The sequence below is a fragment of the Streptomyces sp. NPDC058401 genome (assembly GCF_042722885.1).
GTDB lineage: Bacteria > Actinomycetota > Actinomycetes > Streptomycetales > Streptomycetaceae > Streptomyces.
Genome location: NZ_JBHXKA010000087.1, coordinates 17,752 through 33,869, shown reverse-complemented (window position 1 = coordinate 33,869; position 16,118 = coordinate 17,752). Strand labels below are relative to the sequence as shown.

Sequence of the window (16,118 nt, the reverse complement as noted above, 5' to 3'; positions counted from 1 at the left end):
GCGTCCGTTTGCTGCCCGCGGCTCAGGAAGCGGGCGTGAACTTCGTCGCGGCGGGTGCCGCGGTGGCCTCCTTGACCACCTTCATGCCGCCCGGGACCGTCGCGTCGGGCTTCAGGATCACGCTCTGCCGGGTGGAGGGGGCCTTCGGGTCCGAGAAGTCGTGGGTGATGCCGAAGCCGTTGTCGTAGGACTTCAGGCTCAGCAGGGCGGCCCGGATCCCCTCGCGGGTCAGGTCCTTGTCGGCGCAGGCCTTCTTCAGGACCTCCCCGAACAGGGCGCCGGCGCTGAAGCCGGCCACCACGCCGTTGTCCAGGCCCGAGTCCGGGAACTCCGCCTTGTAGGCGGCGGCAAGGGCGGCCGGTGCCGCTTCGGCCGATCCGATCGGCAGGGCCGAGGAGGCGACGTAGTAGTCCTTCTGCAGGGCCGCGCCCGCCGGGGTGGCCAGGAGCTGCGGTGCGAAGGCCGAGTTGTTGCCGACGAACGGGACGTTCCAGCCGCCCGCCGCGGCGACTCCGACGAGCGAGGCCGCCTGGCGGGGGCCGGCGCTGATGACCACGGCCTTGACCCCGGCCTGCTTGAGGGCGGCGACCTGGGCCGTCATATCGTTGTCGGTCGGCTTGATCTTCTGCTCGACGACGGTCAGCCCGGCCTCCGCGGCGATGGCCTTGGAACCGGTCAGCGCGTTCTCGCCGTAGTCGCCCTCGAAGTAGACGTGGCCGATCTTGTCGCCCGACGCGATCCGCTTCTGGTCGAGGAGGAACCCGACCGCGTTGATCGTCTCGACGTCGTACGTCGCGCCCACGGTACGGATGTACGGGCTGCCGAGCAGGGAGGCGGACCAGGCCTGCGGGATGACCAGCCCCTTGTCCTTTCCGTCGATCCGCTGCTTGACGGCGGCGACGAACGGGGAGCCGATGAACTGGGCGAAGCCCAGCACCGAGGGCTCCAGCTCGGTGTAGGCGGCGAGGGCCTTCTGCGGGTCGTAGCCGTGGTCGCGGACCGTGAGCTCGATCGTGCGGCCGCAGATGCCGCCCGCCGCGTTGGTCTGCTTGACCCACAGCTGCTGGGCCTGGGTGACGCTCTTGCCGAGGGAGGCGTAGACGCCGGTCATGTCGGTGAGCGCGCCGAGCTTGATGGTCTTGTCGCTCACCCCGGGTCCGGCCTTCACTCCGCCCGCGGCGGGCTTGTCCCCGTCCGCGGCGGGCTTGGCCTTGCCGCTGCACCCGGCGGCGCCGGTGAGGACGAGTGCGACCGCCAGGACCGCGGCGGCGTGCCTTCTTCCGTTCACGTTCGCTCCTTCGGGGGTGTGGTGCCGGTCCGGGTCCGGACCATCCGGGTGATGCCGGTGAGACCGCCGGGCAGGAACAGGACGGCCACGACGACGGCCGCTCCGTACAGGTACCGGGAGGCCTCGCCCGGCGAGACCCCGCCGGTTCCGGGGGCGGAGACCAGCGGGAGGGCGTCGCTGTAGCGGGTGAGGAGTTGGGGCAGGAGGGAGACGAAGACGGCGCCCACGACGGCGCCGACGACGGTGCCGAGGCCGCCGATCACGATCATGGCGAGGTACTCCAGGGAGAGCACCATGCCGAAGTAGTCGGGCACGGTGCGCTGGAAGACCAGGGCGAGCAGGACACCGGCGAGCCCCGCGTACATGGACGACAGGACGAAGACGGCGGCCCGGTACCGGGCGACCGGCACGCCCATCACCCCGGCGGCGATGCTGTGGTCGCGCAGGGCGTTCATGGCCCGGCCGGGCCGGCCCCGCAGGACGCCGCGGGCGAACAGGGCGCCGCCGAGGAGGGCGGCGAGGGCGACGTACCAGAGCTTCTCCGCCGACTGGAAGGGCACGGCGGCGATGACGGTCTCGGTGTCGTCGAAGGTGAATCCGAGGAGGGACAGCGGCTCCACCTCGCGGCCGTTGAACCCGCCGGTGAGGCTGGTGGCGTTGAACAGCACGTGCTGGCCGATGAAGATCAGCGCGAGCGTGGCGATGCCGAGGTACGCGCCGCGCAGGCGGCCGGCGATGGGGCTGAAGAGGCCGCCCGCCGCCCCGGCGAGGGCGACGGCCAGGACCGCGGCGAGCCAGCTGGGCAGGCCGAGTCCGACCAGCGTGTGGCCGCCCGCCGTGCTGCCGTCCCCGGCGAGCGCGCAGTACCCGTAGGCGCCGACGGCGAGGAAGAAGGCGTGGCCCATCGACAGCTGGCCGGTGGCTCCGGTGAGCAGGTTGAGCCCGATGGCCCCGATGGCGGCGGCGATGGCGAACAGGCCGGCCTGGAGCCAGAACCGGTCGAGGTAGAACGGCAGCGCGAGGAGCACCAGGACGGCGGCTGCCACCAGCACGTTCCGGGCGCCGAGCAGCCGGGTCCGCGGGGCCGCGACCGGGGCGACGGCCCCGGGATGCAGCACGGGGCTGCGGGTGTCAGACACGGGCGAGCTCCTTCGTGCCGAAGAGTCCGGCGGGACGGATCAGCAGGACCGCGACCATCACCAGGTACGGGGCCAGGTCGCCGATGCCCCGGCCGAGGAAGGTCAACTGGCTCTGGTAGCCGGTGGCCAGTGCCTCGGTGACGCCCACGATCAGGCCTCCGGCCAGGGCGCCGGAGGTGGAGTCGAGGCCGCCGAGGATCGCGGCCGGGAAGGCCTTCAGGGCGGCGAGGGACGTGGCCCGCTCCAGACCGGGGGTGGGGAAGACGGTCAGGAAGAGCGCGGCGACGGCGGCCAGCGCCCCGGCCACGGCCCACGCGGCGAGCGAGACGCGGCCCAGCCGTACGCCCATCAGTGCGGCCGTCTCCGGCTGCTCGGCGGCGGCGCGCATGGCCACGCCCCAGGAGGTGTGCCGGAACACGAGCAGGAAGACGGTGATGAGCAGTCCGGCGGTGAGGATGGCGGCGATCCGGGTCTGGGGCACGGTGACGGCGCCGAGGTGGACCACGCGGTCGCCCCACGGGTCGCCGAGCGCGAGCACGTCGGTGCCCAGGCGCCGGGTGAGGTCGGTGATGAGCAGGATGTCGACGCCGATGGTGACGATGGCGAGCACGCTCTGGTCCTGGCCCCGGTAGCGCCGCATCACCAGGAACTCGATCGCCGCCCCCACGGCGGCCGCCGAGAGGGCGCCGGCCAGGAGCGCGCCCCAGAATCCGAGTTCCTCGTGCAGGGTCGCGGTGACGTATCCGCCGGCCAGGAGCAGGGAGGCGTGGGCGAAGTTGACCACTTCGGTGGCTTTGAAGATGACCACGAAGCCGAGGGCGATCAGGGCGTAGACGGAGCCCATGGAGAGCCCGCCGAGGAGCAGTTCGAGGAAGGTGGTCATGCGGCCGGTTCCTCCTCTCCGAGGTACGCGCGGACCACCGCGGGGTCGTTCTGCACCTGTGCGGGAGTCCCGCCGCCGATGCGTCTGCCGAAGTCGAGTACGGTCACCGCGTCCGCGAGCCGCATCACCACCCCCATGTCGTGTTCGACCAGCACGATCGAGATGCCGAGGCCGTCACGGACCCCCGCGATGACGGCGGCCGTGCGCTGCCTCTCGTCGGCGGTCATGCCGGCGACGGGTTCGTCGAGGAGCAGCAGCCTGGGCTCCATGCACAGGGCTCGGGCCAGCTCGACGAGTTTCTGCTTTCCGTACGGGAGCGAGCCGGCGGGCGCCGAGAGGTCGCCCTCCAGCCCGACGAACTCGGCGATCTCCCGGACGCGTTCGCGGTGCCGGCGGTCCTCGCGCGCGGCGGCGGGCAGCCGTAGTCCCGCGGCCAGGAAGCCGGTCCGCATCAGCCGGTGGCGCCCCAGCAGGAGGCTGTCGGCGACGGTGGTGTGCGGGGGCAGGGCCAGGTTCTGGAAGGTGCGGGCGATGCCGAGGGCGGCGACGGCGTGCGGGGCGAGGCCGGTGAGTTCGGCGGCGCCGAAGCGGACGCTTCCGCCGGTGGCCCGGTAGACCCCGGAGAGCACGTTGAAGCAGGTGGACTTGCCCGCTCCGTTGGGTCCGATGACGGCGTGCACGCTGCCGGGGTCCACCGTGAAGGACACCGAGTCGAGCGCGGTCAGGCCGGAGAAGCGGACGGTGACGTCGGTGACGGTGAGCTGCGGCGGGGCTGCGTGTGCCGGAGGGGCTGCGTGCGGAGGCTGGGCGGCGTGCGGCGGCAGGGCGGCGTGCGCGTTCATGCCGACCACCGGCGCAGTTCCCGCCGTGCCCCGGCGGTGGCCGCCTCGGGCTCCGCCTCGTCGGTGATGCCGAGGTAGCGGCGGCGTACCTCGTCCGAGGCGGCCAGCTCGGCGGCCGGGCCGTCGAGGGTGACCTCGCCGACCTCCAGGACGTAGGCGTGGGAGGAGAGCCGCAGGGCGAGGGCGGCGTTCTGTTCGACGAGGAGGACCGAGGCGCCGGAGGCGTTGATCTCGGTGATGGTCTCGGCGATGGTGGCGGCCATCTTGGGGGCCAGCCCGAGGGTGGGTTCGTCGAGCAGCAGCAGCCGCGGGCGGGCCATCAGGGCCCGGCCGAGGGCGAGCATCTGCTGTTCGCCGCCGGACAGCAGTCCGGCCCGCTGCCGTGCCCGCTGGGCCAGTACGGGGAACAGCTCGTGCACCCGGGCCAGGGAGCGGGCCGTGTCGGCGCGGGATCCCGCACGGCCGCCGAGGGCTCCGGCGCGCAGGTTGTCCGCGACGGTCATCCGGGTGAACACCTTGCGCCCTTCCGGTACTTGCACCACACCGGCGGCGACGACCCGGTCCGCGGTGAGCCCGTCCAGCGGCCGGCCGTCGAAGGTGACGCTCCCGCCCGTGACGGCTCCCCGGTGGAACCCGAGCGTCCGGGACACCGCGCGCAGCAGCGTCGACTTCCCGGCGCCGTTCCCGCCGAGTACGACGACCACCGCGCCGGCGGGCACGTCGAGCGATACGGAGCGCAGTGCCCGGACCGGCCCGTAGCCGATGGACAGCGCACGCACTTGTAGCGAACCCACGTCCTCTCCTTCCTCTGGGCAGCCTTGTGCTGGCGCACAGACCAGCACCGGGCCGGGGCGGGCGTCCACGGGCGGAAGCGGAATCGCTGCCGATGACCAGCCCGGACAGGAGGGTGTTGTGCACGCGCACAGACCTGTCGCGCGGGCCCCTTACGGCGGCGGAGCCGGGGTGACATCCTCGGCGGCCATGGGTGGACGTGGACGCAGAACGCGCACGGAACAGGAGTGGTCGGTCCTGGTGTCGGCGGCGGACGTACTGATCGCCGACATCCCCGGGCTCACCGACCAGCTCATCAGGGACCTGGCGAAGCACTCGCCGCTGTTCGACCTGGCCGTACCGCGGGACGAACACTGGCAGCAGGTCAGCGAGGCCATGCACTACGGGATCGAGGCCTTCGCCGCGTCCCGGTCCGTCCCGCGCAAGGACCTCGCGTACGCGGAGGAACTGGGCCGGCGGCGGGCCGAACAGGGGCTGCCGCTGGACCTGCTGCTCTACGCGTACCGCAGGGCGGGCCGGCTGACCTGGGACGCGCTGCTGGACATCGTCACCGAGAAGGAGCCGGAGGCGCTGCCCGTACTGGCCCGCGCGGCCGGGGCCATGTGGGCGGGGATCGAGCAGCAGGCGGCCGCGACCGCGGAGGCGTACCGCACCGCGGAGGTGGAGATGCGCCGGCGCAGCGACGAGCGGGCGCAGGCCCTGCTGGACGCCCTGCTGGAGGGGGACACGGCGCCGGCGCTGGCCGCGCAGGTGGCGCTGGCCCTGGACCTGCCGGAGCAGGGGCGGTACGCGGTGGTGGTGCTGCCGGCCGACCGCGGCGACTCGGTGCACCGGGTGGTGACGGCGGGCGGGATGCGGCTGTTCTGGCGGATGCGCACGGAGCGGGAGCTGGCCGTGGTGGCGCTGGGCGACTCCTCGCCGGCCGAGCTGGCGGCGGAGCTCGCGGACCGCTGCCCGGGGCCGGGCGGGATCAGCCCGGTGGTGGACGGACTGGCCGAACTGGGCCGGGCCCGGCGGCTGGCGGAGACGGCGCTGCGGACCTGCGGGCCGGACGAACGGGTGCTGGTGCGGCTGGCCGACCGGCTGCCCACGGCCCTGGTGGTGCGCCAGCCCGAGCTGTCGGCCGAGCTGGTCCAGGCGGTGCTCGGCCCGCTGCTGGACCTGGATCCGGCGGACCGGGCGATGCTGCTGGAGACCCTCGACGCCTGGCTGGCGGCGGAGGGTTCGGCGGGCCGCGCGGCGAGCCGCCTGTACTGCCACCGCAACACTGTCTTCAACCGCCTGCGCCGGCTGGAACACCTGACGTCGAAGTCCCTGTCCCGCCCGCGGGACCTCATCGCGCTGACCCTGGCGCGGGACGCGTACCGGCTGTCGGGCGGCTGACGGGGGCGTGGGCGGTGGCGGTGGCGCCCGGCCGGCCGGGTCCTCGGGCGGCGGGCCCGGGCCGTCTCGTCCGTCGGCGAGACCGGTGGTTCCGCCGATGTGCGTACCCGGGGCGCGCGCTGACAGTGGTCCGGCCAGCGCAAGCGGCGGGACCGACTCATCGGCGGGCTGCACGGACCTCGGCACGGAGCCGGGTACCGAACCTCACCGGGCCGGCTCCGCCACGACCGAGAGGACGACTCCGTCGTGCAGCAGCAACGCTTCGAGAACGCCCACCAGGCACACCAGGCCCACTCCGACCGCGGCCCCGCCGGTACGAGGGGCCGGTCCGCCGACCCCACCGACCCCGCCGACCCGGTCGGCGGCGGGAGGCGGCTCCGTTCGCTCGGGTCCGCACTGGCGGCGCTCGTGACGATCGGCGCGATCGCCACGTTCACGGCGTCCGGGGCGCAGGCCTCGGCGGCCAACCCCTACGAGCGGGGCCCCGCACCCACCAACTCGAGCATCGAGGCCCTCCGCGGCCCGTACGCGGTGTCCCAGACCGATGTCTCCCCGCTGGGGGTCACCGGCTTCGGCGGCGGCACCGTCTACTACCCCACGTCCACCGCGGACGGGACCTTCGGCGCCGTGGTGATCTCACCCGGCTTCACCGCCTACCAGTCGTCGATCGCCTGGCTGGGCCCGCGCCTGGCCTCCCAGGGCTTCATCGTCCTGACCATCGACACGCTCACCACCCTCGACCAGCCGGACAGCAGGGGACGCCAACTGCTGGCCGCCCTGGACTACCTGACGGAGCGCAGCACCGTCCGCACCAGGATCGACAGCACCCGGCTCGGTGTGATGGGCCACTCCATGGGCGGAGGCGGCACGCTGGAGGCCGCCAAGAGCCGGCCCTCCCTGCAGGCCGCGATCGCGCTCACCGGCTGGAACACCGACAAGTCCTGGCCCGAGATCAAGACCCCGGCCCTGATCGTGGGAGCCGACGGCGACACGGTCGCACCGGTCGCCACGCACTCCGAGCCCTTCTACACGAGCCTGCCCGGCTCGCTCGACAAGGCGTACCTGGAGCTCAACAACGCTACGCACTTCACCCCGAACAGCTCGAACACCACCATCGCGAAGTACAGCATTTCGTGGCTGAAGCGGTTCATCGACAACGACAGCCGCTACGAGCAGTTCCTCTGCCCGCTGCCGAGCCCGAGCCCGGCCATCGAGGAGTACCGGGGCAACTGCCCCCACACCTCCTGATCCGCCCCGGCAGGTGGAGCCCTTCCGCTTCGGCCTCCACCTGCCGCGTCCGGTCTTCCCCCATGGTTTACACGGCAGTAACCTCACCGGCGTGACCGGACAGACGACCGCGGAGAGTCCTTGCCGGATATACGGCCGGACGGCTGAACTGGCAGCTGTGGCAGCCCTGTCGGACCGGCTCCGGGCCGGGCACGGCGGGACGCTGCTGTTCGTGGCGGAGCCGGGACTGGGCCGGAGCGCCCTACTGGCCGGGGCCGCGCGGGAGTTCACGCCCGGGCCCGTCCTGCGACCGCGGCCCCTGCCCCGGGTCCCCCGGCCCTACGACGGCCTGCGCGCGCTGCTGTGTGCGGCGGCCGAGCTACGGGGCGCGGCGCCGCCGCAGTTCACCTTCGGAGCGGACGGGCCGGGCGGCCCGGAAGGGTCAGACGGGCCGCCCGAACTGGCGCCGCTGCTCAGGCGGTTCTTCTCCGGGACCTCCGGGGATGAGCCGCTGCTCGTCTGCGTGGACGACGTACATCTATGGGACGCGCCCTCACGGGCCGCCCTCGGCGCGACTGCGCGCCACCCCGACCCGGGGCTCCCACTCGGACTGCTCCTCTCGATGGCGGAACACCGGGTGGCGGAACCCGAGTTCACCGGGTTGCCCGTGCTCCGTTTCGGCCCCCTCGACGACGGTGCGGCGACCGCCCTGCTCCGCGACCTCACCGGTGGGGGCCTGAACCCCGCCGTGGGCGCGGAGTTGCTCTCCGAGGCAGAGGGGAACCCCGCCGTCCTGACGGCCCTCGCCCGGCGCCTGACACCGGACGAGCTCGGCGGCCACCGGCCGCTGCCCCGCCCGCTCGTGGACGGCGGCGCCCTGTGGGCCACCTTCGGCAGCCGCCTCGAACCCCTGCCCGCCGCCACCCGCCAGCTCCTGCTCCTGGCGGCGGCCGCGCACGAGCCGGACCCCGGTGCGGCGGGCGCGGACGCCTCCCTGGTCCTGCGCGCCGCCCGCGCCGCCGGGCTGGGACCGGCCGCGCTGGATCCCGCCGAGGCGGCGAGGCTGGTGCACCACGACGGGGACCGCATCACCTTCGCAGGCTCCCTGCTCCGGCGGACCGTGTACACCGGCGCGCCCTCGTCGCGCCGCCGTGCCGCTCATGCCCTGCTCGCCTCGGCCGTCGACGCCGACCGGCACCGTCTGCGCCACCTGATCCACCTCGCCCTGGCCGCACAGGGACCGGACGCCGCCCTCGCGGCCCGCCTCGTCGCCGCCGCCGCTCCGGGCACGCCGACGTCCGGCATGGAACGCTCCGCGGCCCTGGCCCGGGCCGCGGAACTCACCGCGCAGGAGGATGCCCGTACCGCCCGGCTCATCACCGCGGCGGACTACGCCCGCCTGGCCGGACACACCCGCAGGGCGCGCCGGCTGCTGGCCGCCGCCCGGGACGACGCGTCCCCCGACGCGGTGCACGGGCGGACGGAACTCCTGCGGGCCAGCATGGCCCTGCGGGACGGGCCCGTCGGCGACGCCTACCAGGCGCTGCTCGTGGCCGCGGAGCGCCTCGACCATTCCGACGTGGAGGCGGCCACGGAAGCCCGGATGGAGGCGATGGACGCGGCCTGGGCCGCGGGCGACCCCGTCGCCTGCCTCGCCGCCCTCGCCGAGGCCCGGCCCCCCTCTCCCCCGCACGATCCGAGGCGCGACTACCGGGTGGGACTGCGCACGGCGCTCGACGGACATCTGGCCGAGGCCGAATCGCCGCTGCGCCGGGTCCTGGACCGTGCGCGGGACGACGACGACCCCACCCGTCTGCTGCGGGCCGGGGTGGCCGCGCTGGTGCTCGGCGACATCGCGGCGGCGTGCCGGACCAATGCGCGGGCCCTGGCCGTAGCCCGGTCGCGGGGGCTGGCCTCCCTCACGCCGCGGATCCTCGAACACCTCGCCTACGCCGAACTGCGGGCCGGCCAGCACGCCCGGGCCAGGGCCCACGCGCAGGAAGGCCTCCGCGCCGCCCACCGGGCCGGGCAGCGCAACGTGGCCGCCGGTCAGCACGCGATCCTGGCCCTCGTCGCCTCGGTCGAGGACGACGCGGCAGCCGTCGCCACGCATGCCGGCGCCGCCGTCGAGATCGCCCGCCCGCACGGGCTGCTCCAAGCCGTCACCCTGGCCGAATGGGCTTCGGCGCGCGCGGACCTGTGCCGCGGCCGGCCCTTCGAGGCGGCCGCCCGGCTCGGCCCGCTGACCCGGCCGGGTCCGGGGCGCGGGCACTTCGCCGTACGGATGCTCGCCCTGCCCTGCTTCGTCGAAGCGGCCGTACAGTCGGGGGCTTCGTCGGAGGCGAAGGCGGCCGTCGAGGAGTTCGCCCTGTGGGCCGCGCAGGGCGCCGACCCGCAGGCACCGGCGCAGCTGGCCCGGTGCCGCGCGCTGGTCGCTCCGCCGGACGACACCGCCGACGCGCTCTACGCCCTGGCACTGGACCGGCACGAGTCGGTGCACGGTGACTTCGAGCGGGCCCGTACCCAGTTGCTGTACGGAAAGTGGCTGCGCCGCCGGCGCCGCCCGGCCGAGGCGAAGAACCGGCTGCGGGACGCACTGGTCGCCTTCGAGCGCTGCGGGGCCCCGGCCTGGTCGGAGCAGACCCGGGCCGAGCTGCGGGCGACCGGTGACACACCCGCCCCCGTGCCTGCCGGCGGGCTGGCCGTCCTCACCCCGCAGCAGTTGCGCATCGCGCGCTGCGTGGCGGAGGGCGCCACCAACCGCGAAGTGGCGCTGAGCCTCTCCGTCAGCCCCCGCACCGTGGACCACCACCTGCGCAACGTCTTCGCGGTGCTCGGAGTGCGTTCCCGGACGGAGCTCTCACGACTGGTGGACCGGGCCGAAAGGAGCGGCGCACAGCCGTGAAGGTTGCGTGGGCGGCCCCGTACGCATGCGCGTGGGCATGCGGGCATGCGAAAACGCTCGGCCGGGGTGTCCGGCCGAGCATTTTCGTGTCCCTGCGGTCCGCTGGTGGGTTTAGTACCAGTGGTGGTTCTGCCAGAAGGTCCAGGCACCGGCAGGGCTGCCGTACCGGGAGTTCATGTAGTCCAGGCCCCACTTGATCTGGGTCGCCGGGTTCGTCTTCCAGTCCGACCCCGCCGAGGACATCTTCGAAGCCGGCAGGGCCTGGACCAGGCCGTAAGCACCCGAGGAAGAGTTCGTCGCGGTGTGGTCCCAGCCACTCTCACGCGACACGATGTTGTTGAAGGCCGCGAACTGCGCCGGGTCCTTGATCATCTGCTGCGCGATCGCCTTGGCACTCATCGGGGCGGCCTGCGCGGGAACCGCGGCCAGCATGGAACCGGCAACACCCAGGGCGAGGACGGAACCCGCGAGGGTCTTCTTCGAAGCGGCGATACGGCGGATGACAGCGTTGGACACGGACGAACCTTTCAACGGGGACAGGGACTGTCACAGGCACACCAGAGCCACACACACGTGAAGAGAGGGGCTCGTCGGCGGGAGCAGGAGAACCAGGGGAACTCCGTCCGCCCTGCGACTCATCCAGTTCTACGGAGGTTCCGGGCGTCTGGCAACGACCCCTCTTACTAGTGACCCTCGCAGCCGAGGCTCAACGCACCCCACCCACGCCCGAACACATCACCGCAGGTGGGAGCAGCCGAACGGGGGCTTACACGGGCCGCTTAAGGACTACTATCCCGCCTCGTATGTGACCTAGGTCCTGTGGGCCGCCTCACCGCCCCAAGCCCCCAATCTCACCCTCCGTGGCCGACCATGCCCCTCTCGGCGGAAGGTTTGGGCGGATTTGCACCCCCCGGATCAAAGGCCACCGACCCATCGAACACCGGTTTCCGCAGTCGTCCGCCGAAACCCCGGGTCCCCGTTTGGAACCCTCACCGCGGGACATGCGGGGAATGGTTCAGATCTTGGTCCGGAGAGGAAGAGGACGACCGTGAAGACCACAGAGAAGACCCCGTCCCGGCGCGCCCTGCTCACCCTGGGAGCCGGAGCGGCACTCGCGGCCTCGCTGCCGACGGGCGGGAGCGCCCACGCCGCCGCGACCCTGTCCCCAGGCGACAGCCACGCGGTCGCGCACGCGCTGGCGGCACTGGAACGGGAGCACTCCGCCCGTCTGGGCGTCTTCGCCCACGACACCGCCACCGGCCGCACGCTGCAGTACCGGGCGCAGGAGCGCGTCCCCCTCTGCTCGGTCTTCAAGACCCTGGCCGTGGCGGCCGTACTGCGTGACCTCGACCGGGACGGGGAGTTCCTCGCGAAGCGGGTCCGCTACACCGCGCAGGAGACGTCCGCCTCCGGGCACGCCCCGATCACCGGCCTGCCGGAGAACCTCGCCCGCGGGATGACGATCGAGGAGCTGAGCGACGCCGCGATCCGCTTCAGCGACAACGCCGCCGCCAACCTCCTGCTGCGCGAGCTGGGCGGCCCGGCCGCCGTCACGCGCTTCGCCCGCTCGACCGGGGACGCGGTGACCCGCCTGGACCGATGGGAGCCCGACCTGAACACCGCAGAGCCCGGGCGGGTGACCGACACCACGACCCCGTACGCGATCGGGCGGACCTACGGGCGCCTCGTGCTCGGCACCGCGCTCGAAGCGGCGGACAGGCGGCGCCTCACCGGCTGGCTGCTGGGCAACACCACGGGTGGTGAGCGGCTGCGGGCCGGTCTGCCGGAGGACTGGACCGTCGCGGACAAGACCGGGGCGGGCGCCTACGGCACCAACAACGACGTTGCCGTCGTCTGGCCCCCCGGCCGGCCGCCGCTCGTCATCGCCGTCCTGACGACCAAGCCCCGGCCCGACGCCACGCCCGACAACCCCCTCATCGCCCGGACCGCCGCACTGCTGGCCACGGCGCTGACCGGGGAGTGATCCGCATCTGAGCCCGACGGCGGTCGGGATTCCCCGCTCTCAGCGCTCCGTCATGCGGAGCTCGACCGCCAGCCGGCCCGGCCGGCCCTCTTCCGCCACCAGCGGCCTCCCCACCCGGGCGGTCTCCGCGCACAGAAAGTGGTGGTGCTCGTTCGGCGCGAGGTCCGCCATTCCCCGTGCGAGTTCCGCGCCCGGGTTCCAGACCACCACGTCGCTGTGGTCGTGGTGGGCGAGGGCGACGATCCTTCCGAGCACCTCGTCACGGACCGTGGTGACGGGCGCGGGCGCCGTCTGGAACCGCTCTACGTGGTCCACGGGGGTCAGCGTGCCGTCCTCGCCCTCGTAGCGGCGCTTGGTCAGACCGTCGGTGTGCTCGGGGCCGAGGCCCGCGAGGTGTGCCCGCCCCAGGTCGCCGATCCGTACGTAGGTGTGGAGCGCGGCGGTGGCGGTGTGGTCGCCGCGGTCCTCGACCTCGATGAGGCAGCTGTCGGTCAGGGTGTAGCGCGCCACCAGGACGAACTCCTCGGGCCACAGTGCGCGGGTCGCCGGCGAGGGCCGCAGCGTGCACTCCACCACGACCCGGTCCTCGTTCTCCTCCCATGCCGTCAGCTCCCAGTCGCTGGTGCGCGCGAACCCGTGCGAGGGCGAGCCGACGGGGCCGGACGGGCCGAACCACGGCCAGCACAGCGGGACGCCGCCGCGCACGGCCGTTCCGCGCCGCCACAGATCCGGGTCGGCGGACCACAGCACGCCGGGGTCGTCGGGGCGGGCGGCGGCCGGGCGCCAGCTGACGAGCTGTCCGCCCTGGATGCTCACGCACGCCTGTCCGGCGCGCGGATGGTCCACGACGAGGACGGGGAAGTCCGCGTACCTGCGGCGGGTGAGGGCCGGGGAGAGCTGCTCCTCGACGGGCAGGGCGCGGAACTTCTCGAAGATCTGATCCATGCCCCGACCTTCCTGCACGGCACGGAACGGGTCAAATTCTCACGGTTGGAGAGATTTATCCCCTTCATGATGATGCCCGGGAGGGGCCGAGGCGGGGCCAAGGGCCCCCCTCGGGGGGACCATCGGTGGGCGGGGGGTGGGGGCAGGCGTGGCTAGGGTCGTGGGTATGACCACTCAGCGCATTCTCGACCTCGACCGCGACGCGCTCTCCGCCCTGCGCGGCCGCGAGCTGACCCGGGCGGTGGCCGCCGCCGAGGGCCGCACCATGGTGGCCGAGGTCTTCGCCGAGCGGGCCGCGCTCTCCCCGCACCCCGACGGGCGCGGCGTGCACAACGCCGAGCTGGTGGCCGCCTTCGGTGCCGACATCGTCATCCTCAACCTCATCGAGCGGGCCTGGGACGGCGAGCGGCTCGTCATGCCCGGTCTCGGGACCTTCACCTCCTTCACCGACCTGGCCCGCCTGATCGGCCGCCCCGTGGGCGTGAACCTGGAGCCCGGCGACGTCCCGGAGATCCGCCGCGCCACTTCCGAGCACGCCCGGCGCCTCGTCGACATGGGCGCAGCCCTGCTGTGCATCACCGCCAATCCCGGAACGGGCGGTACCTACGACGGCATGGCGCGGGTCACCGAGGAACTGCGCAAGGGGCTCGGTGACGACGCGGCCCTGTGGTCGGGAAAGATGCACCACGCGGGCTGCCCCGAGCGCGTCACCCCCGCACGGCTGACCGCCCTCGTCGACGCCGGGGCGGACGGGGTGGTCGCCCCGCTGCCGGGCACCCTGCCCGGTATGACCCGCGAGCTGGCGGCGACCGCCGTCGCCGCGGTCCAGGACGCGGGCGCGATCGTCATGGGCGCCATCGGCACCAGCCAGGAGGGGTCGCACGCGAACGTGGTGCCGCAGCTGGCCCTCAACGCCAAGGAAGCCGGTTTCGACGCCCACCACTTCGGCGACTCCTACCTCCCCGGCATGTGCGACCCCGAGGTGATGTACGCGTACTCGGTGGCCATCCGCGGCCGTCGCCACACCTGGAACCGGATGTCCTTCGCCCCCGGCCGCTCCGCCCACACCGAGGCCGCAGCGGGCGCCGGTACCTGGTAGCACGGAACGGACCCCGCTGCCGCCCCCGGGAGGGAGTGGGGCCGCGCGGGGCGGGCATCCGCGCTGCATGGACAACTCAGCGCACGACGCGGAGCGCGAACCCGCACCGCGAAGAGAGCCGCGGCGGTTGCCGTGGTGGGGACGGGCCCTCGGTGGACTGGTCGTGCTGGCCGCGGTCCTGGTACTGGCGGGCCGGTTCAGTCTGCTGCCCGGCTTCGGCGATCTGTTCCGCGAGGACACCGTGGACCGTTCGGGGCCGGTCCTGCTCAAGTCCATCCAGGACATGCACCGTTACGAGGGCGCCGCCGGCAACTTCCAGGTGGTGGTGGACCTGGAGAAGGACGCGGCCTTCCTTCCCGACTCCATCCGCGGAACCCGGACCCTCTACGTCGGAGCGGGCACCGTGAGCGGCTACGTGGACCTCGGCGGGCTCGGCGAACAGGCCGTCACCGTGAACGAGGAGCGCACCAAGGTCTCGCTCCGGCTGCCCCACGCCGTCCTCGGGACGGCGGCGCTGGACCTGGACCGCTCCTACGCCGTGTCCAAGCAGCGGGGGCTGCTGGACCGGCTGGGTGACCTGTTCACCGACAATCCGGCCGGTGAACAGGCCGTACAGCGCCTGGCCGTTCAGCACATCTCGGACGCGGCGCGCGACAGCGGGCTCGTGGAGCGCACCGAGAAGAACACCACGACGATGCTGGAGGGCCTGCTCCGCTCCCTGGGCTTCCGGGAGGTCACGGTCGGCTACGTGTGAACCGCCGGGCTGGTTCCTTCAGTTCGGCGTCCGGCGCAGGACCAGGGAGACGAAGCCCCAGGTGTCCCGGTAGGTGCGCAGCCATTCGGTGCGGCGGGCGCCCGCGGTCGCCAGCACGTGTCCGCTGTCCGGATCGGCGGGGTGGTCGAGGGCCCATGCGGCCAGGGACCCCCAGCAGGCCCATTCGTAGGCGTCCCGTTCGGCGCGCGTGCTGACGTGCCCGTGGACGGGGGTCCAGCCGTCGGCGACGACGAGGTCGACGGTGGTCGCCAGGTCGGCCAGGTCGCCGAACATCTCCACGGCCTCCGGGGACGGCGGGCGGTCCCAGAATCCCTCGCCGATCAGGACCCGGCCGCCGGGTGCGAGGTGCTCGCGGGCGGCGGCGAGGGTGGGCAGCAGGCCGCCGAAGGCGTGCGTGGCCCCGACGCTGACGACGAGGTCGAACGGGTGCGGGGAGGCGAAGTCCGCGGCCGATCCGTGGTGGAGGACCAGCCGCTCTTCGACACCGAGGCGGTCCGCTTCGAGCCCGGCCTGCGCCAATGCGTCCTCGGAGATGTCGACGCCCTCGGCGTGCAGGTCCGGGCGGGTGGCCAGGGCGCGCAGGAGCCATTCCGCGCTGCCGCAGCCGAGATCGAGCACGCGCTCGTCGCCGCGCGGGAGGCCCCGTTCCAGGAGCTGGTGTACCGACGCGTCGTCGAGCGGGGATTTTATCGGGTGGGCGGAGTGGGCGATCCTGGAGATGCGTTCACGGTTCACCGCCGCAGCCTGCCAGGGGCCGGAGGCCGGGCGCATCTCGATTTCGATCATCGACTCGAACGTTCTTGTCTGGCGAACCCGGGGAGGCCTCGCCCCGTACGATTCTTGGTAGTGGATCTCC

14 protein-coding genes are annotated in these 16,118 nt (G+C 73.4%); 6 read left to right on the top strand and 8 right to left on the bottom strand.

The genetic code is table 11. The annotated features are described in order from the left end of the window. Positions 1-22 precede the first annotated feature (22 nt). From ACFWNV_RS27265 to ACFWNV_RS27245, 5 genes are read right to left on the bottom strand one after another with little or no spacing between them, the layout of a single operon-like run. Complete coding sequence (locus tag ACFWNV_RS27265) at positions 23-1,288, bottom strand: ABC transporter substrate-binding protein (RefSeq protein ID WP_383952100.1); 1,266 nt, start codon at positions 1,286-1,288, stop codon at positions 23-25. Further along, positions 1,285-2,427 carry a branched-chain amino acid ABC transporter permease gene (locus tag ACFWNV_RS27260; RefSeq protein ID WP_383952098.1) on the bottom strand — a complete coding sequence of 381 codons (1,143 nt, stop codon included), beginning with the start codon at positions 2,425-2,427 and terminating at the stop codon, positions 1,285-1,287. The genes ACFWNV_RS27265 and ACFWNV_RS27260 overlap by 4 nt, the downstream gene beginning before the upstream one ends. Then, the gene (locus ACFWNV_RS27255) at positions 2,420-3,310 is read right to left on the bottom strand and encodes a branched-chain amino acid ABC transporter permease (protein ID WP_383952096.1); all 891 of its coding nucleotides are present in this window, start codon (positions 3,308-3,310) and stop codon (positions 2,420-2,422) included. Before ACFWNV_RS27255 ends, ACFWNV_RS27260 begins: the two co-directional genes overlap by 8 nt. Beyond that, entirely contained in the window at positions 3,307-4,152 is an 846-nt protein-coding gene (locus ACFWNV_RS27250; protein ID WP_383952094.1) for an ABC transporter ATP-binding protein, read from the bottom strand. The genes ACFWNV_RS27255 and ACFWNV_RS27250 overlap by 4 nt, the downstream gene beginning before the upstream one ends. After that, on the bottom strand, positions 4,149-4,946 hold the full coding sequence (locus tag ACFWNV_RS27245; RefSeq protein ID WP_383952093.1) for an ABC transporter ATP-binding protein: 798 nt from the start codon (positions 4,944-4,946) through the stop codon (positions 4,149-4,151). The genes ACFWNV_RS27250 and ACFWNV_RS27245 overlap by 4 nt, the downstream gene beginning before the upstream one ends. A 187-nt stretch (positions 4,947-5,133) precedes the next feature. Between ACFWNV_RS27245 and ACFWNV_RS27240 the strand changes: the two genes are divergently transcribed. From ACFWNV_RS27240 to ACFWNV_RS27230, 3 genes are all read left to right on the top strand, one after another. Beyond that, positions 5,134-6,327 (top strand): PucR family transcriptional regulator, encoded by a 1,194-nt coding sequence (locus tag ACFWNV_RS27240; protein WP_383952091.1) that lies wholly within the window; start codon positions 5,134-5,136, stop codon positions 6,325-6,327. Positions 6,328-6,723: 396 nt separating this feature from the next. Next, on the top strand, positions 6,724-7,575 hold the full coding sequence (locus tag ACFWNV_RS27235) for an alpha/beta hydrolase family protein (protein ID WP_383952106.1): 852 nt from the start codon (positions 6,724-6,726) through the stop codon (positions 7,573-7,575). A 91-nt stretch (positions 7,576-7,666) separates the two neighbouring features. Further along, entirely contained in the window at positions 7,667-10,459 is a 2,793-nt protein-coding gene (locus ACFWNV_RS27230) for a LuxR C-terminal-related transcriptional regulator (RefSeq protein ID WP_383952089.1), read from the top strand. A 111-nt stretch (positions 10,460-10,570) separates the two neighbouring features. Here the strand turns inward: ACFWNV_RS27230 and ACFWNV_RS27225 are convergent, their stop codons facing one another. After that, on the bottom strand, positions 10,571-10,975 hold the full coding sequence (locus ACFWNV_RS27225; protein WP_383952087.1) for a transglycosylase SLT domain-containing protein: 405 nt from the start codon (positions 10,973-10,975) through the stop codon (positions 10,571-10,573). Positions 10,976-11,507: 532 nt separating this feature from the next. Here ACFWNV_RS27225 and bla point away from each other — a divergent pair. Next, positions 11,508-12,443 (top strand): class A beta-lactamase, encoded by a 936-nt coding sequence (gene bla, locus ACFWNV_RS27220; RefSeq protein ID WP_383952085.1) that lies wholly within the window; start codon positions 11,508-11,510, stop codon positions 12,441-12,443. Positions 12,444-12,482: 39 nt separating this feature from the next. Here the strand turns inward: bla and ACFWNV_RS27215 are convergent, their stop codons facing one another. Beyond that, the gene (locus ACFWNV_RS27215; protein WP_383952083.1) at positions 12,483-13,388 is read right to left on the bottom strand and encodes a D-hexose-6-phosphate mutarotase; all 906 of its coding nucleotides are present in this window, start codon (positions 13,386-13,388) and stop codon (positions 12,483-12,485) included. Between the two features lie 166 nt (positions 13,389-13,554). On the opposite strand from ACFWNV_RS27215, the gene ACFWNV_RS27210 reads away from it, so the two are divergent. Further along, entirely contained in the window at positions 13,555-14,487 is a 933-nt protein-coding gene (locus ACFWNV_RS27210; RefSeq protein ID WP_383952081.1) for a hypothetical protein, read from the top strand. A 67-nt stretch (positions 14,488-14,554) separates the two neighbouring features. Next, positions 14,555-15,241 (top strand): DUF4230 domain-containing protein, encoded by a 687-nt coding sequence (locus ACFWNV_RS27205; RefSeq protein ID WP_383952079.1) that lies wholly within the window; start codon positions 14,555-14,557, stop codon positions 15,239-15,241. Between the two features lie 18 nt (positions 15,242-15,259). Here the strand turns inward: ACFWNV_RS27205 and ACFWNV_RS27200 are convergent, their stop codons facing one another. Beyond that, entirely contained in the window at positions 15,260-15,997 is a 738-nt protein-coding gene (locus ACFWNV_RS27200) for an SAM-dependent methyltransferase (protein WP_383952104.1), read from the bottom strand. Positions 15,998-16,118 lie beyond the last annotated feature (121 nt).